The following is a 22,932-nucleotide window of genomic DNA, read 5'->3' as shown; positions in this document are numbered from 1 at the left end:
TTACAGGGTCGGTACGAGCCCGACCAGTACGCCGCTGATCAGTACGGCGTAGCTGACCAGGCTGACGGCGGTGGTGGCCAGAACAGTCGAAACGGGACGTTGTCGCACAAGTTGGTAGGCGATCAGGCCTGGTACGACGAAGCCGAGGGTTTGATGCGGGAGCAGGAGCGGATAGCCGGTCTGCAGAACCAGCAGCAGCGTCGCCTGGAGTACGACTCCCAGTAGGACCACAGCGGCGAACAACCGCTTCCCATACAGGATTACTACCCGTTGCAGCACCTTCGTGCCGCCGTAGGTAAGGGCCGTCATCAGTACGATGACCGCGGCCCTGCGGTAGTCCTCGACCAGGGTCAGGGCGAGCCAGCCGGGGGTGATCATCCCTCCCGGGGAGAGGTTCGTCGTCAGGTAGCAGACCAGCGAGAGCACCAGGCCGATCGCGAGGCCGATGGTCGCTACCTCTGGTGCCAGGGTGTTGGTGATCATATTCGACCCTGTCTGCGCGGTGGTCCTGTCCGCCGGCGCGTCTGCGGAGGTTGGACAGGCGCGTGCCTTCCGATCGGCAGTTCGCCGAAATGCCGCTGGTAGGAGTGTGGCCGTTGCGGGGCAGCGGGTGGCGGTGCAGGCATCCGCACCGGAGGCGGGGGCATCCGTACCGGTGGAGGCGGTGGTGGCGGCACCGGTGGCGGTTCTTCCGTGCGTGCCTGCGGCAGCTCGCTGAGTGCTTCGATCAGCAGCTCGCCCTGGCCGTGGATGTTGCCGATTGCTACGAGTGAGGCGTGCTGGTCGATGCCGTCGAGGACCGCGGCGACGAGTTCGTTCCCGGTTCGGCTGCCACCCAGATCGAGCACGCGTTCCTGCCACTGCGGGCCAATCGCGGTGCGAGCACTGCGAGTCGGCTCGCCGAGCAGCAGAACCCGCTCCGGGTCGAGGTCTGCGATGAGTGCGCCCATCTGCGCGTTGCGCTCCACCCTGTCGGGTCGACAGTTGATCACCACGTGCATCGGGTCGTCGATCGCACCCTGGCCGCGCAGTTGTTCGACGTTCATTCGGGTGGACTCAGGGTCGTTCGCGGCGAACACGTTCGCGAAGCGCAGCCGTTTGCCGCCGGACAGATAGCTGTGCACCCGCAGGACTCCGGGATCCGGCGGTGCCGCCCACATGCCCTCCAGTGCTGACTGCCGGTTGACCTGCAGCAGGTCGGCCACCGCCAGGGCGATTGCGACGTTCTCCTTGAAAGTGATCCAGTCGAACCCGCTCATCTCCTCATCGGTCACCGACTCCGGGTCGGCGACCACGAGCTCGCAGTCGCGCTTGGCCGCTTCCTCTCGAAGGATGTCCAGCCGCTCCCGCTCCGCGGTCACGCAGATGCCGCCGATCGGCATCGAGCGGCTCAGCGACCGGGCGACATCGTCCAGCGTTGGCCCCATCTCGGCGAGATGGTCCTCCCGGACGTTGCACAGCACGCCAATGGTGGACTGAATCAGCTTCGTCTGGTTGATCTCCTGAAGGTCCGGCATGACGGCCATGCACTCCATCACCAGCACGTTGGGGCGATAAGCGGCGGCACGCCGGACGATGCCGATCTGCTCCACCACGTTGGCGATCTCGAACTTGCGGTAGACCGGTTCTTCGCTGCCGTCGGGGTGGATGAACCGGGCCGCGGTTCCGGTGGTCTTCGCGGTGGTGACCAGTCCGCCGCCACGAAGCGCGCCCGCGCACAGTCGGGTGATCGAACTCTTGCCGCGGATCCCGTTCACTAGGACACGGGTAGGGATCGCTCGAAGGTTGACGTAGTGGGTGCGCTGCTCGCGGACTCCCGCCACCAGCAGCGCGAGGCAGGCAAGAACCAGAACGACGTAGAGGTAGAGCACGTCAGCGCTCGTTTCGTTGACCGGCACGTACGGGGCCTCGCCTCACGGGTGGCTTGCGCGCGGCGCCGCCTCGTCGGTACTCCGGTCGCCTCGTCGCTGCCCGTTCAGCCGCCCCCCGTGCCGGATCGCCGAGCTGGACATCACTTCCACCGTCCACCTCGGACAGTGAGCGCAACAAGCGTGTCGGATCTGTCGCGGCTCCGGTCGGCCTGCGGGAGGAGCCGAGCTTGCCGAGACCCTCCTGCATCGCTTGCCTGCAGACTTCCACGCAACAAGCGATGGTGCCGATGGCGTCGTGCCGCTGCGGGTAGATCACCGTCCTGGTGTCGCCGGCGGCCAGTGCTTCGACGGATTCGGCAACCCGGCGCAGTGGCCGCACGAGCATGAGGTGATGCCAGCCGAACATCATCAGCGCGACAACCGCAGTGAGCAGGCTCGCGACAAGTGCGCCGTCGCTGACTCGGTTCTCTGCGGCCAGCAGTGAGCCAAGCGGCTGTTCAGCGATCAAGGCCCAGCCCAGATCGGCAACACTGCCGTCGGTCGCCACCGGCAGGGCAGCGATCAGCGCCGTCTCGGTCGCGGTGCGGGCCGGTTCACCGGAAATCGCCGACTCGGCACTGTTGCGCAACGGGCCGTCGGGAAGCTGCTCGAAGGCGAGGAACCCCTCGGTGTCGGCGATTGTTCTACCTCCGTCGTCCACCAACCGGGTCCGCCCTGACTCGATTCGCATCAGCGCGGCGATGCGGGTGACGTCGTACTCGCCGACCAGGAACTGGCCTGCCTCCGTGAGTTCGGCATGCGCCACCACGATGGGGACCCTGCCGCTGGTGTTGTGCTGGCGCAGGCCGTCGCCTGCGGGAATGTTCTCCGGTGCGCGTAGCGGGTCCCGGCCGGCATGTTGCAGCACTGCGCCCGAGGAGTCGGCGAGGTACACGCTGCGAAAGCGGCTACCGGGTCTGCTCAACTCGGTGATCATCGATTGCAACCGGTCCGGATCGGTGCCGAGTCGGGCTGCGGCGCGGAGATCGGACAGGCCCTCGGACATGCCCCTACGGACCGTTTCGGCCGCCCTGCTTACCCGCAAGTCGTGCTCGCTGATTATCGAGACGGATGGGTCTGCCTGCCTGGTGCCGATGGTCGCGGCGACCGTCGCCGACCAGGAGAGGAGCGCGCACAGGAGCACGACTAGCACGGCATTCGCGCGGATGGCACGACGTGGCACGCGCTTCGCTGGTCGGCGATCAGAGCCACGAAGCCGTAACCGGCAGCGTTCCATAGCGGCAGTGATCCGCCGGACCTCCGCACTGCGTGACTGGCGGATCGGGTGGCGAAGGTTCCCTGCCGCGATGGTGATGGCGTCGGTGCGTAGGCGCAGGATCGGGGATTCGAGGCCGCGGCGCAGTAGCAGCAGGCAGATCGTGGCGAGGACAATCAGGGACACTGCGGGGACGAGTCCGGGCCAGGTGGTCGGTCCGGCGCGTATTGGGATGTCGGCCACCGATACCACCGAAAGCCCCAGCATGCCCGCGGCGTTGTCGTGCACGACCGGGGCGTAGGACACGACCGGAACCCTCGCGTTGTCCGTCGCGTCGTTGGATGTGATGCGCTCCCCAGTCAGCACGCCGCTCTGGCCGGCCGCGGCAGCGACGGTCGCACGTTCGAGCAGGTCGACGGGCGCCGTGGGTCCGGTGTCCTGTCCGGTCGCGCGGTTCGCGCCCACCGGTACCACCGTCGTCCCGGCGGCGGTGATCAGGCGAATCTGTTGGTTGACTCCGTCGTCCAGCTGCGGAGCCGGGTCTCGCAGTCCGACCGAACTGACGAGCAGCTTTCCGGCGTTTGATCCGGCCAGGGGGGTCGTGGTCAGCACGATCGTGCTGCCACCAGAGCGGACGACGGGCTGCACCGTGACGTTGTCGACCTGCAGGTCGCGCAGGCCCTCCGCGGGAATCGTTTCCCCTCGAGCGGCCAGCAGTGCCCCGGTTGCCGAGTCGAGTACGGCGAGTCCGCGCCAGTGTGGGTATGTCTCGCTCAGGGTGGCCAGCAGCCGCTCTGTGTTCTCCGTGGCAAGCACACCCGACTCCGTGGCAACCCGCAGATCCCTTGCCGCATCGGTCGCGGAGATGGCTACCGATGCGGCGAGTGACTCTGTCGCCCGCAGCTGTTCGGCAGCGATATGCGGGTCCACCAGTGCGGACTCCGCGTTCCCGAACAGTTCTCGTGGACCGTTGATCAGGTAAGTCGCGCAGAACGAGGCGATCAGCAGGAGCAGGACAAACGTTGCGGTTGAGCCTCCCGACAGCCGCGAGGGAAAGGCCGCTTCAGTGAGCTGTTGCCCGGTGGCTCTTGATTGCTTCCGGGCGCGATCGGCCGTTCCCTGGTCCACAACCCCCGGATCCTTTCGTTCACCGGTTCGGGGGTTCGCCCCGACCTTATCCGCATTACATGTGACAGATAGTCGTCAACTGGCAAGCCGAACCGCACTTGGCTGACCGTCTTGTCCCCCGATCGGATGGTTCCGAGGTTGCAGAGTAGCGGCCCGGTTGGTCGTACTAATCTTCCGGGCGTGCTTCATCGCTCCGGCAGGATCCTGATCGCGACGGGCGCCGCCCTGGCAATCACGGGAGTGCTGCTGACCACACTTGGCCGTGACGGGGTCCTGGAACGACAGGACGCTCCGCCGGGTGGCCTCTCCGACCTGGTCGGGGACTTCGTGGGCGGTTTGAGTCGTGATCAGGAGTACCAGCCGCCCAGCGCGCAGCAGCGGCGAATTGGGGTCCGCGCGCTCATCGCCCTGGTCGAGGACCGACAGTCAGCTGGTGGTGTCGGAGAAGCAGGCCTGAGTTCGCTCGGCTTCACTGTGCGGGATGACGTCGACTCGGCGACCGGACGACCCTTCACGGTTGTCACGGACGAACACGCGAACGCAAGTTCCGGTTCAGCTCGTTCATGGGGAATGTTCGTGATCGACCGTTCTGCTCCGCCTGCGCTGGTCGTTGGAGTGCCGCATCCGAGGTCGGACCTGCGCACCGAGGAACTGGGCGTAGACCTGTTCCGGCGGATCCCCGGATCGATAATGCTGATCGCGGGGGCGCATAGACGGGCCGCCGACGCCGAGGCCGACGTGGCGCACCAACAGAATTCGCTGTTCCACGCCTTCTCCGCTGCGTTTTCCGGTCGTGGACTTGGCCAGGTTCAGCTCCACGGATTCGATGACAGATCCCTGCCGGGTGTCGACATCGTGGTATCCGCCGGTGCGACCCGAGCAGGCGGGAGTGTGCGGCGGTTGGCTGCGCGACTCGACCATGACGACTGGGTGATCTGCCGGGCCTGGGAGGGACACTGCACTGGACTGGAAGGCAGAACCAACGTCCAGGGAAAGGCCGCGGCCGAGCATGGCGCGGTGTTCGTGCACCTGGAACTCAGCAGGTCGATCCGGGAGGACCGCGCGGCGCGTGAGCGGGTGTTGGCAGCGCTGGCCGAGGCTGGCCTCGCCGGCTCCTGAGCACGGGTTCAATTGAGGGGTCGGAGCCGCCATCTACAGTGATCCGCATGCCGACCGCCGAGCGCTCCCACGCCGACGCGTGTCCCGGTGTTTTCGCCACACACGACGCGGCTGACGGTGCACTTGCGCGCGTCCGCCTCCCCGGTGGTGTGGTGAGCGCGCGGCAACTGCGCGTCCTCGCGGACTGCGCCGAGGATCTCGGCGACGGCTTCGTGCACCTCACTTCGCGAGCTAATCTGCAGCTCAGGGGGCTGAACAGGACCGAGTCGGGACTGGTGCCCAGGCTGGTTCGCGCCGGTCTCCTGCCCGCCCCGGAACACGAGCGGGTGCGCAACTTCCTCGCCTCGCCTGCCAGCGGCCTGAGCGGTGGGCTGCTCGATGTCCGGGCACTGGTTCGCCAGCTGGACCGGGCTGTCTGTGCCCGCCCCGAGTTGGCCGCACTGCCCGGCCGGTTCCTCTTCGCCCTCGACGACGGGCGCGGTGACGTTTCCGGCGAGGACCCCGACGTGTGCTGGCGGGCGGTGGACGCGAGGACCGGTGCGCTTCTCTTCGCCGGTACCGACAGCGGGTTGCGGATTCCCCGGGAGCGCGCAGTCGAGGCACTGGTCACCGCCTCCGCGACGTTCCTCCGGCTCAGGGGTTCCGGCGAAGGGGCCGCCTGGCGCGTCCGTGAACTGCCCGATGCCGTCGAGGCGATGACCACCGTGCTGGCGGCGTTCGGCCGCCGACTCCCACCGGAGCCCATGCGGGCGGGCGAGCACGTGGTTGTCGGCGAGCAGCGAACGGACGACGGCAGGACGCTGGCCTGCGTCGCTCCCGTGCTCGGCCAACTGGACGCTGATGCGCTGCGACTGATGGCCGCGCTGGCCGGCGAGGTCGTCGTGACACCGTGGCGCACGATCCTGCTTCCCGGTGTTCCCGGCGCGGCGCTGACCGAACTCGCCCGGGCAGGCCTCGTCACCGACGCCGCCGATCCCCGGGCCGGGATCAGCGCGTGTGCGGGGCAGCCCGGCTGTGCCAAGTCCCGGGCCGACGTTCGTGCGGATGCTGTTCGTGTAAGCACGGCGCTGCCATCTGGGACCAGGGCGCATTTCTCCGGCTGTGAACGGCGGTGTGGCAGGCCACGGGAAGCGCACCGCGACCTGCTTGCCGAGGACAACGGCTACCGGGTGGACGACGCCTGGGTGCCACTTGGCAGGCTCGTTAATTCGCTGGCGAGTTCGCCTGCGGGAAGGGAAGACAACGCGTGATCGACTATATCCGTGACGGTGCGGAGATCTACCGGCACTCGTTCGCCACCATCAGGGACGAGGCCGATCTGGCTATCCTGCCCGCGGACCTCGAACCGGTCGCGGTGCGGATGATCCACACCTGCGGGATGGTCGACCTGGTCGAGGACCTGCGGTACTCACTGGAGTTCGTCGAGGCGGGTCGCGAGGCACTGCGCGCCGGCGCGCCCGTGCTCTGCGATGCGAACATGATCGCCAGCGGGGTCACCCGCAAGCGACTGCCCGCGGCCAACGAGGTGCTCTGCACGCTGTCCGACCAGAGTGTGCCCGGACTGGCCGAGCGGATGGGGACCACGCGCTCCGCCGCCGCACTGGAGCTGTGGCGCGAGAAGCTGCCCGGTTCCGTCGTCGCGATCGGTAACGCCCCCACCGCCCTGTTCCGGCTGCTGGAGCTGCTGGACGAAGGTGTCGGCGCGCCCGCCGCGATCGTCGGCGTGCCCGTCGGCTTCGTCGGCGCTGCCGAGTCGAAGGACGAACTGGTTGCCCGCGCCCCCGCGCCCTACCTGACCGTAAGCGGTCGCCGCGGCGGCAGCGCCATGGCCGTCGCCGCCATCAACGCCATCGCCACGGAGGAGGAGTGATGACCGCCCCGAAGACCGGCACGCTATGGGGTGTGGGCCTCGGCCCCGGTGACCCGGAACTGATGACCGTGAAGGCTGCCCGGGTGATCGGCGAGGCCGACGTCATCGCCTACCACAGTGCGCGGCACCGTCGCAGCATCGCGCGTTCGGTCGCGGAGCCGTATCTGCGCGAAGGCCAGCTGGAGGAGGCACTGGTCTACCCGGTGACCACCGAGACCACCGATCATCCCGGTGGGTACGAGGGCGCGATCGCCGACTTCTACGAGCTCAGCGCCAAGCGGCTCGCCGAGCACCTGGACGCGGGGCGGGACGTGGTCCTGCTCTGTGAGGGCGATCCGTTCTTCTATGGGTCCTATATGTACATGCACGAACGCCTCGCCGACCGCTATACCGCGCAGGTGATCCCCGGTGTGACGTCGGTGAGTGCCGCATCGGCCGTGCTGGGCAGGCCGTTGGTGCAGCGCGACGAGGTGCTCACCCTGCTGCCCGGCACCCTGCCCGCGCCGGAACTGGCGCGTCGGCTGGCCGACACCGAGGCGGCGGCCGTACTGAAGCTCGGCCGCACCTTCGGCTCCGTGCGCGAGGCGCTGGCCGAGTCAGGCAAGCTCGACGAAGCCTTCTACGTGGAGCGGGCGACCTGGGGCGCACAGCGGGTGGAGCCCTTCGCCGACGTCGACCCGGAGTCGGTGCCCTACTTCTCGCTGGCAGTCGTACCGAGCCCGGCGTATGCCGCACGGACCTCGGGCACTGCCGAAGCCACGGCCGACGCCGCGGGCTCGCAAGACCCGGCCGGTGAGGTGGTCGTCGTCGGGCTCGGTCCCGCGGGCCCGCAGTGGCTGACCCCGGAGGCGGAGCAGGCGCTGGCCGCCGCGGAGCATCTGGTGGGCTACGGCCCGTACCTGGCGAAGGTGCCGCAGCGGGCCGGGCAGCGCAGGCATGCCTCGGGCAATCGTGTCGAGGCGGAGCGGGCCGCCGAGGCGCTCGACCTCGCGGCGCGAGGCGCGAAGGTGGCCGTGGTGTCCTCCGGTGACCCCGGAGTGTTCGCGATGGCATCGGCCGTGCTGGAGCAGGTCGAGGCGGACGGCGAGAGCGAGCCGGGGGCGCGACGCTGGGCCGGGGTATCGGTGCGGGTCCTGCCCGGACTCACCGCGGCACAGGCCGCCGCGTCGAAGGTCGGCGCGCCGCTGGGGCACGACTACTGCGTGCTTTCGCTGTCCGACCGGCTCAAGCCGTGGGAGATCATCGAGCGCAGGCTCGACGCCGCGGGCGCGGCCGATCTCGTGGTGGCCCTCTACAACCCGGCCTCCCGCAGCAGGACCACTCAGCTGGAGGCGGCGAGGGACGTGTTGCTGCGCCATCGCACGCCGGAAACACCCGTGGTGGTCGCACGTGACGTCGGTGGCCCCGAGGAATCGGTGCGCGTGGTCCGGCTCGGTTCGTTCGATACGAGCGAGGTCGACATGCGCTGCCTGCTGATCATCGGCTCCACCCGCACTCGCGTCCGTGAGCAGGAGGACGGCACCAGCGTCGTCTGGACCCCGCGAACGTACTGACAGGCGGCGAACGCGTGGCGGTGTGTCGCGCGTTCGCCGCTCCCCGGTCAGCGGGTGGGCTGGTTGCCGTCCGGCTGGCCGGGACCGGGGCCGGGGGACCACCAGCCGGGGTGCACCTCCTGGCCGCGGATCACCGTCGGTGCGGTGCCTTTGGCATAGGGGTCGATCTCCAGCAGCTCGCCCCAGGGCTGGTCCGGCTGCCCCTGCAGGAAGCTGGGCACCTCCGGCTGGTCGGCGATCTCCTCCAGCCAGCCTTTCGGGCCCCCGCCCTTGCTGCTCGCCCAGCCACCCTCGTAGGCGAGCGAACTCGCCGTGATCCGGTATTCGGGCACCTCGCTGATCCCGTCGCGGGTCTTGGCCGGGGTCAGGCACGGGTAGACGAAGGACGTCGGCCAGTCCATGTACACGGGTTTGTTGCCGACCTTGTCGGTGAGTGTGGTGAACGTGGGGATCCTCGGCGCGGTCACCGCCACCCAGCCGTCCTCGGTGAAGTCCGAGTCCACCGACACGATCCGTGCCGTCGTCGCCGAGGGCGGGGCGTCGTCGAGGTTGAGCCGGACGTCGCTCCAGTCGCCGCTGCCGGCGCCCGCGGAGAGTGCCATCGCGCTGCCGACGACCTTCGTCCCATCCGAGGTCGGCATGCCGTACTCCACCCGGACCGTTGTCGCCTTGCCGGACTTCGCGGCGATAGCGAGAACCAGCTGGCCGCCGGCAGTGCGCTCGCCGAGGTCGTACCAGTCGGTGCGCAGGGTGCCGGTGGGAGTGTTGCGCTCCTCGAAGCTGCTCCACATCGCCACGGTGCTGGTGCTGAAGCCGTGCGGCGGTTCGGCGATCGGGTCACCGCCGGAGGCCGCTTCGGTGTGGAAACCCGTACGTGAGCGGCCGTTGCCCTCGTCGGAGTCCGGCAGATCTCCTGGCGGGTCGCCGGTCTCCTTCTCCACGGTCCGCTGCGAACCGGCAGGCAGCGGCGTGAGCATGCTGTTGATCGGGTCCTGTTCCACCATCACGTGGTCGGCGAGATTGCAGCCGCTGCCGAGCAGGTGTTCGATGTTCGCCGCGCCGAGGCTGTAGCTGTCCCGTTGTTTGTGAATGGCCTTGGCCATGCTGGCGAACTCACTCGCGGCGACCAAGCCGCAGACCACGACCAGGGAGAGGGCGCCGAGCTTCAGGGCCCTTCCCCGCCGTTCGGGGGGCAGGGGTGGGCCGGGCCGGTGGGCGCGCACGTTCTCGATGAACGCGATCACCGTAGCCACCGCGGCACCGAGAAGCAGGATCGTCGAGAGGCCGAGACCACCGATCGAAGGGGCCTTGTCGAACCAGGGAACTCCGAAACCGGAGACGAACCAGTACGCGTTCGGGCCCGTCGCGGCCAGCGCGGCGACGACCAGCAGCCCGGCGGTGAACCCGGCTCTGTTGCGTTTCGAGCGCAGCACACTGGAACTGGTCGCCAATGCGGTCAGTGCGGCCATCGCGGCGCCGACGGCGGCGAAGGCCCCGAAGTGGTGCGTCCATTTCGTCGGTGTCAGCGCCATCAGCAGGAAGAACAGCGCCACCGTGCCGATCAGCCTTCGGCTCGGCCCCAGCGCCGCGCCGGGGATCCGTCCCCTGCGCAGCAGCACCACAAGGCAGGTTCCGGTACACAGCAGCAACAGCAGCACCGGGAAGCGGCGGGTGGCCGAGCCGTCGGCCGTGTTGCTGAACAACAGCTCGTAGCGCGCGAGCTCCTCGAACCAGGACAGGCTGGGACCCACCTGGCTGCGTAGCCGGGTGGCCTCCCCGACCGTGGCGAAGGTCTGGTCCGCGAACACGACGATCAGGACCAGCAGCCCGGAAGCCAGAATCGGCGAGAGCACGGTCAGCCAGCCTCGGTTCGCCCTGTTGCGCAGCAACTGGAACAGCGGGCGGCCCGCGACCAGGAAGGGCGCGACGGCGATCAGTCCGGTCGGCGTCGCCGCCAGGGTGAACGCGGCCGCCAGCAGGCCGAGGCACAGGGGCAGCAGTCTGCGGGTCACCAGCGCCCGCTCCACCGCGCAGATCGCCAGCAGGGAACCCACGGCGGCAACCGGCTCGGGCCGCACGCCGTTGTTGTACGGCATCCACCACACCAGGAACACCGCGGCGGCGGCCCAGCCTGCCGCCCGGCTGGTGCGGACCTCCTTGCCGAGCCTCGGCATCACCTCCCGGCTGATGAGCAACCAGCTGACGATTCCGAGCACGAACGAGGGCAGCCGGATCCACGGAGGCGCCGTGCTGAAGTGCGTCATCAGCTCGTAGACGTGGTAGAACCAGCCGAACGGCGCCTCGGCCACCCCGAACCAGCGGTGATAGTTGGTGAGGTAGCCCGCGTCCTCGGTGACTCTTGCCATTCCGAGGATGTATCCGTCGTCGGAGGTGACCGGTCCAATGAAGACCCAGGCGCCGAGTGCGAGGAACACGACGATGTCCCGGCCCGTCAGATGCCACCAGCCGATGGGCGCCCAGCGCGGTGCACGCCGCGCCACGCCCTCGTCCAGCCGGTTCACCGCGATCAGGCACGCGACGATCGCCAGCACGCCGAGAATGCCCACGGCGGCCTTTATCGCGGTGGGGGAGGACTGGTACCGGGTGTCCGGCGTGATCGACACCGAAAGCCCATCGACCGGATCCTCCGCCGAGTCGATGGCGGTGTAGATGCCGAGTACGCGCGGCCGGACGTCCCCCTCTTCGTGGTAGATCGGGGTTCCGGCGACACTCACCGTCGTACTCAGGGCGTCGGAGCCGACGCGCACGTCGCAGCCGTCGGCCGGAAGCGGCTGACGAGCCATCTGTTCACCACGGCTGGAGGCGACCAGTAGGCCGTCCCCGACCCGCAACTGCAGGCCCGCCCCCTCCTCGGTGCGCGCGGCGGGCACGGTGGAGAACAGCAGCGCTTCCCCTGGAGTGCGGGCGTCGATCGACCGGATCGTCTCGCACGACATCCGCACCTGCAGGTCCTGTGCCCAGTAACCGGTGAGTGGTGCGTTCACCTGAGTGGTGTCGCCGCCCGCGGGCCAGACGATCCGCGCGGTGTCCTGTGTGATGGGCAGGAAGGGGAACGACAGCGCGCACGCGGCCGCGATCAACCCGAAGACGACCGCGATCCGCCGCCAGAACCGGTTCCGGTTCGCGCTCGCACCCGCCCCTTCGTTCCCAGGACCTGGTGTCGTGTCCCGGGATGTCGGGGTGGGCATACTTGCGGGCGGCATCGAGGTCAACGCTAACCAACTGCCCTCACCCGCCCCGACCTGGGTTGGGTCCGTGCCCAGGTGGTGTGTTCGCCTTGTCAGTCCGGATTAGACTCGGTTGTCCGGAATCGTTCCCGGTGCACCGCGGCGGACAGCGGCCTGCGGGTGCGCCAGCCGTGCCGTTCCAGGTCCGGCACCTCGGCGAGTTCGCGCACCGGGCCGAGGCAGAGCCAGGCCACCGGGCGGATCCCGGCCGGAATCGCGAGCAGGTCCCGCAGGAACGGTTCGCGGTAGAAGCTGACCCAGCCGACCCCCAGACCTTCCGCGGTGGCCGCGAGCCACAGGTTCTGGATGGCCAGGCACACCGAGTAGAGCCCGGCGTCGGCGATGGCATGCCTGCCGAGCACGTCCGGTGAACCGCGAGCGGGATCGTAGGTCACCACGACGCCCATGCTCGACTCGAGAATGCCCTCGATCTTGATCCGGGAGAACGTCTTCCCGCGCTGTCCGTCCAGTGTCTCGGCGAAGACGTCCCGCTCGGCCCGCACGTGCTCGGCGAACTCCTGCCGCGTCGCGGTGTCCCGCACGAGCACGAAATCCCACGGTTGGGTGAGACCGACACTCGGCGCGGCGTGGGCCGCCGCCAGAATCCGGTCCAGGACGTCGGCGGGCACGGGGTCGCCGGTGAACTCGCCGCGCACGTCGCGGCGTCGCCGCAGTACGTCGTAGAACGCGTCCAGCCCGGTTTCCAGGTCGATACTCACCGTTGTTCCTCCTGCTCGATCACCCAGCGTGCGGCGTCCGCGACGCTGGTCACCGTGTTCGTTTCCGGGCGTGGTGGCCGCCGGACAAGCACCACCGGAAGCCCGAGCCGGCGCGCGGCGACGAGTTTGGCCGAGGTCATCGACCCGCCGCTGTCCTTGGTGACCAGAACATCGATCCGATGCTCCCGTAGTAGCGCGAGTTCGCTTTCCGGCCGATAGGGGCCGCGGCTGAGCAGCACCTTGATTCGCGGCGGCAGCGGCGGTTCGGGTGGGTCGACACAGCGCAGCAGGAACCACAGCCCGGAAAGGGAGGCGAACTCGGAGAGTCCCTGCCTGCCGCTGGTCAGAAACACCCGCTCGCCCAGGCCGGGCAGCGCGGCCGCGGCCTGGGCCAGCGAGTCGACCGGTCGCCAGTCGACGTCGTCCCATTCGCGCTCGCCCGTCCAACCGGGACGTTCCAGGCGGAGCAGCGGCACCCCCGCCGTTACGGCGGCCCGGACGGCGGACGTACCGATCCGCTCCGCGAAGGGGTGCGTGGCGTCCACCACGGCCGTGATCGCCTCCCGCTCCAGCCATGCGGCGAGTTTCTCGGGTCCACCGAAGCCCCCGATGCGCACCTCACCTTCGGGGAGTCTCGGCGCGCTCACCCGCCCCGCGAGCGAGGAGATCACCGCGACACCGCCGGCCACGAGTTCGGCGGCGAGCGCCCTGGCCTCGGCCGTGCCCCCGAGCACGAGCACCCGGCGCGCGGTCGCCCGATGGGCCACCTGTAGGTCGGCGGGGTTCATGCGGCGATAATTCCTTTCCTGATGGCAGCACCGAACGAGCAGCTCCGGTACGGATGGACCACGGGTGCCTGCGCGACCGCCGCGACGACGGCCGCGTACACCGCGCTGCTCACCGGCGAGTTCCCCGACCCGGTCGAGGTGCTGCTGCCCAAGGGCAAGCGGCCGAGTTTCGCACTGGCCACCGAGGAACTCGACGCGGCTCGTACGGCCGCGAGCGCCGGGGTGATCAAGGACGCGGGCGATGACCCGGACGTCACACACGGGGCGTTGATCGTCGCCACGGTCTCGTTGGGCGCCCCCGGTTCCGGGGTGACGTTCAGCGCGGGTTCCGGCGTCGGCACGATCACCCGGCCCGGCCTGCCGTTGCCGATCGGGGAGCCGGCCATAAACCCGGTGCCGCGGCAGCTGATGACCGAAGCGGTGCGCCGGGTCGCGCAGGCGCACGGGGCCGCTGGAGACGTCGAGGTGGAGATTTCCATCCCGCACGGCGAGGAGATGGCTCGCCACACCTGGAACCCGCGCCTCGGCATCATGGGCGGATTGTCCGTGCTCGGTACGACCGGTGTCGTGGTGCCGTACTCCTGCTCGGCCTGGATCGACAGCATCCGCAGGGGCGTCGACGTGGCGCGGGCGATGGGGCACCAGCACGTCGCGGGTGCCGTCGGCAGTACGTCCGAGCGGGTGGTGGCCGAGCTGTACGGGCTGCCGGAGAGTGCGTTGCTGGACATGGGCGACTTCGCCGGCGCGGTACTCAAGTACCTGCGTAAGAATCCGGTTCCGAGGCTCTCACTGGCCGGCGGGTTCGCGAAGTTCTCCAAGCTCGCGGCCGGTTTCCTTGACCTGCACTCCAAACGGTCCCGAGTGGACCTCGACCTGCTCGCCGAGCTGGCCGCGACCGCGGGATTCTCCGGCCTCAGCGAGCCGATCCGGCAGGCCAACAGCGCGCTGCACGCTCTGCAACTGGCTACGGCCGACGGGCTGGACCTCGGCGACCTCGTCGCCGAGCGGGCGCGGCAGACCTGCGTGGGCGTGCTCCGTGACGCCCCGATCGAGGTCGACATCGTGGTCATCGACCGTGCGGGCACCATCGTCGGCCGCGCTCCGGCTTGATCCGGTGCTGTGCTGATCCCGGCACCGTTCACGGCAGCGAGCGCGGCTGGGCCGAGCGTTCGCGGGTAGCCGAGTACAGGAAGCTGTCGGGGAAACCCTCGGCCGCCAGCACCCGGCCAACGAAGATCATCGCGGCCCTGGTCACGCCTGCCTCGCGGACCTGCCTGGCGATATCGGCGAGGGTGCCGCGCAGCACGGTCTCTCCGGGCTGGCTGGCATGTGCCACCACCGCCACAGGGCAGTCCGCGCCGTAGTGCGGGAGCAGCTCGTCCACCACCTGCTCGATCCGGTTGATCGCCAGGTGCAGGGCCAGCGTCGCGCCACTCGCGGCGAAGGTGGTGAGGTTCTCGCCCTCGGGCATGCGGGTGGACCGGGCCTGCGCCCTGGTCAGGACCAGGCTCTGGCCGACGGTCGGTACGGTCAGCTCCCTGCCCAGGACGGCCGCCGCCGCGGCGAACGCGGGCACACCGGGGGTGATCTCGTAGGGCACACCTGCCGCGTCGAGCCGCCGTGCCTGTTCGGCGACCGCGCTGTAAACGGAAGGATCCCCGGAACACAGCCGAGCCACATCCTGGCCCCTGGCATGGGCCGCGGTGAGCTCGCCGACGATCTCGGTCAGTGTGAGGTCAGCCGTGTCCACCAGGTAGGCGTCGGACGGACAGTGGGCGAGCAGGTCCGACGGGGTGAGGCTGCCCGGATACAGGCAGACGCCACAGCGCGCCAGCAGATCCCGCCCACGCACGGTGATCAGGTCGGCGGCCCCCGGTCCCGCCCCGATGAAGTGGACCGTCATGCCCCGCCCCCGGTGGTGTCCGGGGCTCCGGCTGTGCCGGGGGGAGTAGTTCCCCAATGTGGCATTCGGGACGTTAGATGTCCCGAATGCCACATTGGGGACATCCCAACCCGCTCCGTTCGCGTCGCGACGGGCCCGTTCATGCCTTGCCTCCGTTCCATTGGGTCACCGCGCGCGCCGGGGTCCAGCCGGTGAACCCACCCAGCGGCGCGGCCTGCTCGACCGAGATGCGAACCAGCTCGCCACCCCACTCGGCGTACGCGGCCGCCAGCGCCTGCTCCGCCTCCAGCGTCACGCCGTTGCCCACCAGCCGCCCGCCCGTGGGCAACGCCGCCCAGCAGGCCGCCAGCAGTCCGGGTGCGCTGACGCCGCCGCCGGCGAACACCGCATCCGGGGTGGGCAGGTCCGCCAGCACCTCCGGCGCGCGTCCGGTCACCACCTGCAGGTCCGGGACGCCGAGATGGCGCGCGTTGCGCTCGATTCGCGCCGCTCGCTCCGGCACCGACTCGATCGCGATCGCGCGGTTTGCCGGGTGCGCCCTGCACCACTCGATCGCGACGCTGCCCGCGCCAGCGCCGACGTCCCACAGCAGTTCACCGGGGCACGGGGCCAGTCTGGCGAGCGTGCTCGCCCGCAGGTCCCGTTTGGTGAGTTGCCCGTCGTGTTCGAACGCCGAGTCGGGCAGCCCCGGCAGCGGCGGGAGTGCGACCGCCCCAGGATCGAGGCGGCAGCACACGGCGAGCACGTTCAGTGCCGCGACCTCCGGCCGCGACCAGTCGCGTGCGTTACCTGACAGCCGCTGCTCGCCGGCCCCGCCGAGCTCACCCAGCACGGTCAGTTCGCTGGCCCCGTAGCCGTGCTCGGTGAGCAGGGCGGCGACATCCGCAGGCGTGCTGGCCCCCGAGCTGAGTACGAGCAGCTTCCGTCCTGGCGCGAGCGCCCTGAGCACGCGGTGCGCGTCTCGCCCGACAGCACTGACCACCTCGACGTCCTCGGCCGACCACCCGAGCCGGGCGCGCGCCAATGTGACGGACGAAACACCCGGCAGGATGCGCACCCGCTCAGCCCCGAGCCGCCGGACGAGTGTCGTGCCGATGCCGGACAGCAGGGGATCGCCACTGGCGAGCACGCAGATCCTGCGTCCCGCGTGCGCGGTGAGGGTCGTTTCGAGGTTCGGCAGCAGCGGGCTCGGCCAGGGCACCTTCTCGGCCCCCTCGTCGGGGACGAGACCGAGCTGGCGGGGGCCGCCGAGCAGCACCTCCGCCGTCCGGACCGCGTCCCGAGCCTGCGTGCCGAGCCCACTCCAGCCGTCCGCGCCGACACCCACGACGGTGATCGGAAGCTGGGCCGGTCGCTCTGCTGACACGACAGGCACGCTAGCCGGTCGATCGTCGCCGGGGCGGTCGGGTTTATCACGTCTTCGTGATCCGGTACTGCTCGATACGTGTGCGATGATCGGGCGCGACGATCGCCGAGGAACCCGGTGCGAATCCGGGACGGTCCCGCCACTGTGACCGCTCGCCGCCCCAGCGCGGCGAGCGGAAGTCAGAGCTTTGGTGCTCGTCGCGTGCCGGTTCTCCGGTGCGCGCCAGTTCGGCGTGGGCGTGGACACCCACTCGTGGCAAGGGAGCTTTGTGTATGCGGCCGTATCCGTTCTCCGCCGTGGTCGGGATGCAGGACCTGCGGTTGGCCCTCGTGTTGTCGGCGATCTCGCCCGCGATCGGCGGCGTGCTGGTCCGTGGCGAGAAGGGCACCGCGAAATCCACCATGGTGCGCGCGCTGGCGGGGCTGCTGCCCGGCGTGGACGTCGTGGACGGCTGCAGGTTCTCCTGTGACCCGCTGAGCCCGGACCCACGCTGCCCCGACGGGCCACACGCGGACGGGGCACCCGGCCAGCGCCGAGCCGCCCGGCTGGTCGAGCTGCCGGTCGGCGCCGCCGAGGACCGCGTGGTCGGATCGCTGAACCTGGAGCGGGCACTCGGCGAGGGAGTGACCGACTACCAGCCAGGTCTGCTGGCCGGTGCACACCGCGGGCTCCTGTACGTCGACGAGGTCAACCTTCTGCACGACCATCTGGTCGACACCTTGCTGGACGCTGCGGCGATGGGCAGGGCGACGGTCGAACGCGAAGGCGTATCCGTGTCGCACGCCGCTCGCTTCGTGTTGATCGGCACGATGAACCCGGAGGAGGGCGAGCTGCGTCCGCAGCTGCTCGACCGCTTCGGTCTCACCGTGGAGGTGACATCGAGTCGCGAGCCCGAGCAGCGGGTGGAGGTCGTGCGCCGCAGGCTCGCCTACGAGTCCGACGCGGACGGTTTCGCGGCCGGTTACGCGGACGCGGACACAGAACTCGCCGCCGACATCGAGGCAGCCCAACGACTGTTGCCCTCGGTGGTGCTCACCGATGACGCCCTGCTGCAGATCGCCGAGGTGTGCGCCGCGTTCGAAGTGGACGGCATGCGCGCAGACATCGTCACCGCACGGACGGCCATCGCCCACGCGGCCTGGTCCCGGCGGGACCACGTGAGCACCGAGGACGTGCGGGTCGCGGCGCGGCTGGCGCTACCGCACCGGCGCAGGCGCAACCCCTTCGACGCGCCCGGCATCGACGACGAACAGCTCGAGCAGGTACTGCGCGACAGCACTCCTGAGCAGAGCCCGCCGGAACCGCAGGAGCAGGGCCCGGCCGAGCAGGGGGAGCAGTCGCCGGGGGAGGGCCCTGAGGACCAGGGGCCGGACGACGATGGGCCCGGTTCGGGGCAGCGGCCCGACGAGAACTGCAAAGACGAGCCCCAAAACTGCAAAGACGAGCCCCAAAACTGCAAAGACGAGGGGCGGAACGACCAGAACGCGGGGGAGCGGACCGTGGGGGCGGACGGGTCGTATCGGGCGCGGCTGTTCACCGTGACCGGGACGGGTGCCGGGGCGCAGGGACGGCGGTCGCGCGCCGTCACCGACACGGGCCGGATCGTGGGCGTGCGGCCGCAGGGGGTGCGGGAAGGCGGGCCGCATCTGCTGGCGACCGTGCGGGCTGCCGCGCCGCACCAGCGTGCGCGGGGCCGCAGCGGGCCCGGGCTGGTCGTCCGTTCACCGGATGTTCGTTATGCGCTGCGCGAGGGCAAGGAGGGCAACCTCGTGCTGTTCTGCGTGGACGCCTCGGGCTCGATGGGTGCGCGTTCGCGGATGGGTGAGGTGAAGTCGGCCGTACTGTCCCTGCTGCTCGACGCCTACCAGCGCAGGGACAAGGTCGGCCTGGTGACGTTCCGCGCGGCCGAGGCGCAGGTCGCGCTCCCGCCGACGATCAGTGTCGAGACAGCCGCCGCCCGGCTGGAGGGCCTGCCCACCGGGGGCCGGACCCCATTGGCGGAAGGGCTGTTGCGGGCGGCGGAGGTGTTGCGGGTGGAAGCGATCCGCGATCCACGACGCAGGCCGCTGCTCGTGGTCGTCACCGACGGCAGGGCCACCAGCGGACCCGACGCCGTCGCCCGTTCGCAGGCCGCGGCCGGGCTGCTCGCGGGCACCGGGGTCAGCACCGTGGTGATGGACTGCGAGTCCGGGCGGATGCGCCTCGGGCTCGCCGCCGAACTGGCCGCCAGACTCGGTGCGGAACATGTTCCGCTCGGCGAGGTCGCGGCGGGATCGCTCGCAGGCGAGGTGCGGGCCAGGACCGGAAAGGCTGCGTGAGCTGATATGCCGAAGGGAAAGCCGGACGTCGTCCCGGACGATGGACTCACCACACGGCAGCGGCGAAACCGTCCGCTCGTGGTCGTCCACACAGGACCAATGAAGGGTAAGTCGACCGCCGCATTCGGGATGGCGCTGCGCGCCTGGAACCAGGGCTGGTCCATTGGGGTGTTCCAGTTCGTGAAGTCGGCGAAGTGGCGCGTCGGCGAGGAGTCCGCGCTGCGCGCCCTCGGTGAGGTGCACGAGTCCAGCGGGCAGGGGGGTCCGGTGGAGTGGCACAAGATGGGCGAGGGCTGGAGCTGGTCCAGGAAGCAGGGCACCGAGGAAGACCACGCGGCCAACGCGCGTGAGGGCTGGGCGGAGATCAGCCGCAGGCTCGCCGAGGGACGGCACGACTTCTACGTGCTCGACGAGTTCACCTATCCGCTGCACTGGGGCTGGATCGACGTCGAGGACGTCGTGGGGGCACTGCGCGAACGTCCAGGGCGCCAGCACGTGGTGATCACCGGCCGCAACGCGCCACCCGCGCTGATCGACGCGGCGGATCTGGTCGTCGAGATGACCAAGGTCAAACATCCGATGGACGCGGGTCAGAAGGGGCAGCGGGGCATCGAGTGGTGACGGCGGTACGAGTGCGCGAGGCGGCCCGATGGTAGCCCGGTTGATCATCGCGGCCCCCGCGTCCGGGCACGGCAAAACCACCGTGGCCGCGGGGCTGATGGCCGCGTTCTCCGAACGTGGCGTCGCCGTGTCGGGGCACAAGGTCGGCCCCGACTTCATCGACCCGAGCTACCACTGCCTCGCCACCGGCCTGCCCGCCCGTAACCTGGATCCCTTCCTGCAAGGGGAACAGCGGGTGGTTCCCCTGTTTCTGCACGGTGCCCGCAGGGCCGAGATCGCCGTGATCGAAGGCGTCATGGGGATGTTCGACGGGATGCTCGGCACCGAGGGCTACTCCTCCACGGCGCACGTCGCCCAGTTGCTCGACGCTCCTGTCGTGCTGGTGGTGGATGCCTCCGCGGCCAGTCGCAGCGTCGCGGCTGTGGTGCTCGGATTCGCCAATTACGACCCGAACGTACGCCTCGCCGGTGTCATCCTGAACAAACTGGGCTCGCAGCGGCACGAGGACGAGATCCGTGCGGCGCTGCGTCCCACCGGGATCCCGGTTCTCGGCGCACTACGCCGAACCACGGAGATCCACGCACCGAGCAGGCATCTCGGTCTGGTGCCGGTGGCGGAACGGGCCGCCGAGGCCGAGCGGTTCCTGCCCCGGCTGGCCGCGTGGATCGCCGGGGGAGTGGACCTCGACGCCGTGCGCAGGGTCGCGGACACCGCGCCTGCGCTGCCCGGCGTCGCGTGGGATCCCGCGCACGAGGTGACCCCATCAGCCACACGAGGTGCGCGTCCTGTGGTCGCGGCCGCGGGTGGTGAGGCCTTCACCTTCCGCTACACCGAGACGGCGGAGTTGCTCGAAGCGGCGGGCGTCGACGTCGTGGATCTGGATCCGTTGCACGACACCGAATTGCCCGAACACTGCGCGGGGCTGTATTTCGGCGGCGGATTCCCCGAGGTACACGCCGAGGAGTTGTCCGCGAACGTACGGCTGCGGAAGGTGGTCGCCGGTGCGATCGGACGCGGTATGCCGGTGGTGGCCGAGTGTGCGGGGCTGCTGTACCTCTGCCGTGAACTGGATGGCCTGCCGATGGTGGGCGCGCTGGACGCCCGTGCCCGGATGACCGAGCGGGGAGCGCTCGGCTACCGGCGTGCGACGGCACCGGCGGACACACTGCTCGCCCCCAGTGGCGAGGAGGTGACCGGCCACGAGTTCCACCGCACCGAGGTGCTGCCGGGAGCCGGCGTTCACCCGGCATGGCAGTGGGATGAGCACTCCGACGGTTTCGCGACCCCTACCCTGCACGCCTCATACCTGCACGTGCACTGGGCGGGACATCCCGGTGTCGCGCAACGATTCGCCCATGCGGTCCACAATGGAGTTTGACCTCGGCCATCATGGTGACCGTGAGGTGGGCGATGGCCTGGTGGACCTCGCGGTGAACGTGCGCCTGCCCGCTCCGCCGGAGTGGTTGCGTCGTGAGCTCGAACTCGCGGTCCCGTTGCTGGCGGCCTACCCGGACGTGCGGGCCGCGACCGCTGCCATCGCCGTCCGGCACGGGCGAGCAGCCGAGGACGTGCTGCCGACGGCGGGTGCCGCGGAGGCGTTCACCCTGTTGGCCACCGCACTGCGCCCGCGGCGCGTCGCGGTTGTCCATCCACAGTTCACCGAGCCGGAGGCCGCGGTGCGGGCGGCGGGACATCCCGTCACGCGAGTGGCGCTCCGGGCCGAGGACGGATTCACCCTGGACCCCACGGCCGTGCCGGAGGACGCCGATCTGGTGTTCGTGGGCAATCCGACGAATCCGACCTCCGTGTTGCACCCGGCGTCCGCCGTACGCGCGCTCGGTCGGCCAGGCCGTCTCGTCGTGGTGGACGAGGCCTTCCTCGACGCGATCCCAGGGGAGCCGGAAACGCTTGCCGGGGAACGGATTCCTGGATTCGTCGTGCTGCGCAGCCTGACCAAGACCTGGGGCATCGCCGGGCTGCGGGCGGGATATGTGCTGGCCGAACCGGACGTGGTGCGCCGATTGCGCGCCGTGCAGCCGCCCTGGTCGGTGTCGAGCCTTGCCGCGACGGCGATGGCCGCCTGCAGCGCCCGTGCCGCGCAGGCGGAGGCCGAGTCACTGGCGAAGGAGGCCGTGCGGGACAGGGAGTTCCTCGTCGCGGGGCTGGAGGCGCTCGGAGTCGAGGTGGCGGGCACACCGCGGGCGCCGTTCGTGCTGGTGCGCGTGCCCGGGGGCGAGCGCGTGCGGGCGGAACTGCGTGCTGCCGGATACGCCGTGCGGCGGGGAGACACATTTCCCGGCCTCGGCCCGGACTGGCTCCGGATCGCCGTCCGTGACGAGCCCACCATCCGCGGCTTCCTCGCCACCCTAACTACCGCGCTTTCCCGGGAAAGCGCGGTAGTTAGGGCGGGGGAGCTAGGGGGCGAGGGTCAGTAGTGCGGCGGCGGTGGCGGCCTCGACACAGCCGCCGAGGACGTCGCCGGTGATCCCGCCGAGTCGCGCGACGCAGCGCGCCAGCAGCGCCGCCGTCGCAAGGCAGCCGAGCAGTACCGCGAGCGGGCCTCGCCACCACGCGACGCCGGGTGCGAACGCCGCGAGTCCGCCGACGAGGGCCAGCACCAGCACCACTGCGGTGATGGGCACGGCGCCTGCCACCGTCGCCCCCAGCCCCTCCGGTCGGGCCGAGGGGACGCCGCGGGCGCAGCACAACGCCAGTACCGCGCGGCCGCCGACGACGGCCACGGCCACCGCGACGACACCGTGTCCAGCCTCGATCGCCCCGGCCAGCGCGGCGCACTGCAGGAGCAGCACCAGCGTCAGCGTCGCGACACCAGACGGGCCCGCATCACCCTTGCGCATGACCGTCAGCGCTCGTTCCCGGTCGTAGGATGCGCCGAGCCCGTCCGCGGTGTCGGCCAGCCCGTCGAGGTGCAGTCCCCTGCTGCCCAGCGCCACCACGGCGACGGCCAGCACGGCCGAGGCGAGTGGGGGCAACCCGAGAGTGTCGCCCGCCCACACGACGAGTCCGGCGGGTACGGCGAGCACCACGGCGGCGAGCGGGGCGAGCAGCATCGCGCCCGCGGCCACCCGCCGGTCGATGGTGCGTGGTGCGGGTACCGGCAATGCCGTGAGCGTGCCCAACGCCATCCGCAGTGGGTCGGCTACCGGAACGTG

Annotated in this window: 18 protein-coding genes and 1 riboswitch; of the genes, 9 read left to right on the top strand and 9 right to left on the bottom strand. The window is 70.1% G+C overall.

Going from position 1 to position 22,932, the window contains the following annotated elements; all coding sequences use genetic code 11:
* The 3 genes from D0C15_RS08400 to D0C15_RS08390 are packed head-to-tail and all read right to left on the bottom strand — an operon-like array spanning nucleotide 1 to nucleotide 4,254.
* A complete protein-coding gene (locus tag D0C15_RS08400; RefSeq protein ID WP_116042505.1) occupies nucleotides 1-483 on the bottom strand; it encodes a poly-gamma-glutamate biosynthesis protein PgsC/CapC in 483 nt (160 codons plus the stop codon).
* Complete coding sequence (pgsB, locus tag D0C15_RS08395; protein WP_245975644.1) at nucleotides 480-1,898, bottom strand: poly-gamma-glutamate synthase PgsB; 1,419 nt, start codon at nucleotides 1,896-1,898, stop codon at nucleotides 480-482. The genes D0C15_RS08400 and pgsB overlap by 4 nt, the downstream gene beginning before the upstream one ends.
* Nucleotides 1,873-4,254: a HAMP domain-containing protein gene (locus D0C15_RS08390; RefSeq protein WP_116042501.1), complete on the bottom strand. Its 2,382-nt coding sequence runs from the start codon at nucleotides 4,252-4,254 to the stop codon at nucleotides 1,873-1,875. The genes pgsB and D0C15_RS08390 overlap by 26 nt, the downstream gene beginning before the upstream one ends.
* Before the next feature lie 180 nt (nucleotides 4,255-4,434).
* On the opposite strand from D0C15_RS08390, the gene D0C15_RS08385 reads away from it, so the two are divergent.
* From D0C15_RS08385 to D0C15_RS08370, 4 genes are read left to right on the top strand one after another with little or no spacing between them, the layout of a single operon-like run.
* Nucleotides 4,435-5,373 (top strand): hypothetical protein, encoded by a 939-nt coding sequence (locus D0C15_RS08385; RefSeq protein WP_211323125.1) that lies wholly within the window; start codon nucleotides 4,435-4,437, stop codon nucleotides 5,371-5,373.
* A 47-nt stretch (nucleotides 5,374-5,420) separates the two neighbouring features.
* Nucleotides 5,421-6,623 (top strand): precorrin-3B synthase, encoded by a 1,203-nt coding sequence (gene cobG / locus D0C15_RS08380; protein ID WP_116042768.1) that lies wholly within the window; start codon nucleotides 5,421-5,423, stop codon nucleotides 6,621-6,623.
* Nucleotides 6,620-7,243, top strand: coding sequence for a precorrin-8X methylmutase (locus tag D0C15_RS08375; RefSeq protein WP_116042498.1), 624 nt, complete (start codon nucleotides 6,620-6,622; stop codon nucleotides 7,241-7,243). Before cobG ends, D0C15_RS08375 begins: the two co-directional genes overlap by 4 nt.
* A complete protein-coding gene (locus D0C15_RS08370) occupies nucleotides 7,243-8,796 on the top strand; it encodes a precorrin-2 C(20)-methyltransferase (protein WP_116042496.1) in 1,554 nt (517 codons plus the stop codon). Before D0C15_RS08375 ends, D0C15_RS08370 begins: the two co-directional genes overlap by 1 nt.
* 47 nt (nucleotides 8,797-8,843) lie before the next feature.
* Here the strand turns inward: D0C15_RS08370 and D0C15_RS08365 are convergent, their stop codons facing one another.
* The 3 genes from D0C15_RS08365 to D0C15_RS08355 form a co-directional block, all read right to left on the bottom strand.
* A complete protein-coding gene (locus D0C15_RS08365; RefSeq protein WP_245975643.1) occupies nucleotides 8,844-12,020 on the bottom strand; it encodes an arabinosyltransferase domain-containing protein in 3,177 nt (1,058 codons plus the stop codon).
* A 77-nt stretch (nucleotides 12,021-12,097) separates the two neighbouring features.
* A complete protein-coding gene (gene bluB / locus D0C15_RS08360) occupies nucleotides 12,098-12,763 on the bottom strand; it encodes a 5,6-dimethylbenzimidazole synthase (RefSeq protein ID WP_245975642.1) in 666 nt (221 codons plus the stop codon).
* Nucleotides 12,760-13,551: a cobalt-precorrin-6A reductase gene (locus D0C15_RS08355; protein WP_211323124.1), complete on the bottom strand. Its 792-nt coding sequence runs from the start codon at nucleotides 13,549-13,551 to the stop codon at nucleotides 12,760-12,762. Before D0C15_RS08355 ends, bluB begins: the two co-directional genes overlap by 4 nt.
* 21 nt (nucleotides 13,552-13,572) lie before the next feature.
* Here D0C15_RS08355 and D0C15_RS08350 point away from each other — a divergent pair, with 21 nt between their 5' ends.
* Nucleotides 13,573-14,661, top strand: a complete 1,089-nt coding sequence (locus D0C15_RS08350; protein WP_116042490.1) for a cobalt-precorrin-5B (C(1))-methyltransferase — start codon at nucleotides 13,573-13,575, stop codon at nucleotides 14,659-14,661.
* Nucleotides 14,662-14,689: 28 nt separating this feature from the next.
* On the opposite strand, the gene cobM is transcribed toward D0C15_RS08350, so the two are convergent.
* Together cobM and cbiE are read right to left on the bottom strand one after the other, a co-directional pair.
* Nucleotides 14,690-15,454: a precorrin-4 C(11)-methyltransferase gene (gene cobM, locus D0C15_RS08345; protein ID WP_116042487.1), complete on the bottom strand. Its 765-nt coding sequence runs from the start codon at nucleotides 15,452-15,454 to the stop codon at nucleotides 14,690-14,692.
* Between the two features lie 139 nt (nucleotides 15,455-15,593).
* Nucleotides 15,594-16,820, bottom strand: a complete 1,227-nt coding sequence (gene cbiE, locus D0C15_RS08340; protein ID WP_245975641.1) for a precorrin-6y C5,15-methyltransferase (decarboxylating) subunit CbiE — start codon at nucleotides 16,818-16,820, stop codon at nucleotides 15,594-15,596.
* A 95-nt stretch (nucleotides 16,821-16,915) separates the two neighbouring features.
* A riboswitch (adenosylcobalamin (AdoCbl) riboswitch) is annotated at nucleotides 16,916-17,021 on the top strand.
* A 71-nt stretch (nucleotides 17,022-17,092) separates the two neighbouring features.
* On the opposite strand from cbiE, the gene D0C15_RS08335 reads away from it, so the two are divergent.
* From D0C15_RS08335 to cobC, 4 genes are read left to right on the top strand one after another with little or no spacing between them, the layout of a single operon-like run.
* On the top strand, nucleotides 17,093-19,138 hold the full coding sequence (locus D0C15_RS08335) for a magnesium chelatase subunit D family protein (protein WP_116042485.1): 2,046 nt from the start codon (nucleotides 17,093-17,095) through the stop codon (nucleotides 19,136-19,138).
* A 6-nt stretch (nucleotides 19,139-19,144) separates the two neighbouring features.
* Nucleotides 19,145-19,759, top strand: coding sequence for a cob(I)yrinic acid a,c-diamide adenosyltransferase (gene cobO, locus D0C15_RS08330; RefSeq protein ID WP_116042482.1), 615 nt, complete (start codon nucleotides 19,145-19,147; stop codon nucleotides 19,757-19,759).
* A gap of 28 nt (nucleotides 19,760-19,787) precedes the next feature.
* Nucleotides 19,788-21,137, top strand: coding sequence for a cobyrinic acid a,c-diamide synthase CobB (locus D0C15_RS08325; RefSeq protein ID WP_116042479.1), 1,350 nt, complete (start codon nucleotides 19,788-19,790; stop codon nucleotides 21,135-21,137).
* On the top strand, nucleotides 21,115-22,194 hold the full coding sequence (gene cobC, locus D0C15_RS08320; RefSeq protein ID WP_245975640.1) for an Rv2231c family histidinol phosphate aminotransferase CobC: 1,080 nt from the start codon (nucleotides 21,115-21,117) through the stop codon (nucleotides 22,192-22,194). The genes D0C15_RS08325 and cobC overlap by 23 nt, the downstream gene beginning before the upstream one ends.
* On the opposite strand, the gene D0C15_RS08315 is transcribed toward cobC, so the two are convergent.
* Nucleotides 22,174-22,905: an adenosylcobinamide-GDP ribazoletransferase gene (locus tag D0C15_RS08315; protein ID WP_116042759.1), complete on the bottom strand. Its 732-nt coding sequence runs from the start codon at nucleotides 22,903-22,905 to the stop codon at nucleotides 22,174-22,176. The genes cobC and D0C15_RS08315 overlap by 21 nt on opposite strands.
* Between the last annotated feature and the right edge of the window lie 27 nt (nucleotides 22,906-22,932).

The organism is Amycolatopsis palatopharyngis, from assembly GCF_003385185.1.
In the GTDB taxonomy this organism is placed as follows: Bacteria; Actinomycetota; Actinomycetes; order Mycobacteriales; family Pseudonocardiaceae; genus Amycolatopsis; species Amycolatopsis palatopharyngis.
The sequence above is the reverse complement of the archived record's forward strand: the minus strand, read 5'-3'. Positions and strand labels throughout refer to the sequence as shown.

Bases quoted from the DNA above. Each gene is read 5' to 3' on its own strand.
- D0C15_RS08400 (WP_116042505.1), bottom strand. From the start codon at position 483: ATGATCACCAACACCCTGGCACCAGAGGTAGCGACCATCGGCCTCGCG.
- D0C15_RS08325 (WP_116042479.1), top strand. From the start codon at position 19,788: ATGGTAGCCCGGTTGATCATCGCGGCCCCCGCGTCCGGGCACGGCAAA.
- D0C15_RS08355 (WP_211323124.1), bottom strand. From the start codon at position 13,551: ATGAACCCCGCCGACCTACAGGTGGCCCATCGGGCGACCGCGCGCCGG.
- cobM (WP_116042487.1), bottom strand. From the start codon at position 15,454: ATGACGGTCCACTTCATCGGGGCGGGACCGGGGGCCGCCGACCTGATC.
- cobO (WP_116042482.1), top strand. From the start codon at position 19,145: ATGCCGAAGGGAAAGCCGGACGTCGTCCCGGACGATGGACTCACCACA.
- cobC (WP_245975640.1), top strand. From the start codon at position 21,115: ATGCGGTCCACAATGGAGTTTGACCTCGGCCATCATGGTGACCGTGAG.
- D0C15_RS08315 (WP_116042759.1), bottom strand. From the start codon at position 22,905: ATGGCGTTGGGCACGCTCACGGCATTGCCGGTACCCGCACCACGCACC.
- D0C15_RS08335 (WP_116042485.1), top strand. From the start codon at position 17,093: ATGCGGCCGTATCCGTTCTCCGCCGTGGTCGGGATGCAGGACCTGCGG.
- cobG (WP_116042768.1), top strand. From the start codon at position 5,421: ATGCCGACCGCCGAGCGCTCCCACGCCGACGCGTGTCCCGGTGTTTTC.
- D0C15_RS08365 (WP_245975643.1), bottom strand. From the start codon at position 12,020: ATGCCGCCCGCAAGTATGCCCACCCCGACATCCCGGGACACGACACCA.
- D0C15_RS08370 (WP_116042496.1), top strand. From the start codon at position 7,243: ATGACCGCCCCGAAGACCGGCACGCTATGGGGTGTGGGCCTCGGCCCC.
- D0C15_RS08350 (WP_116042490.1), top strand. From the start codon at position 13,573: ATGGCAGCACCGAACGAGCAGCTCCGGTACGGATGGACCACGGGTGCC.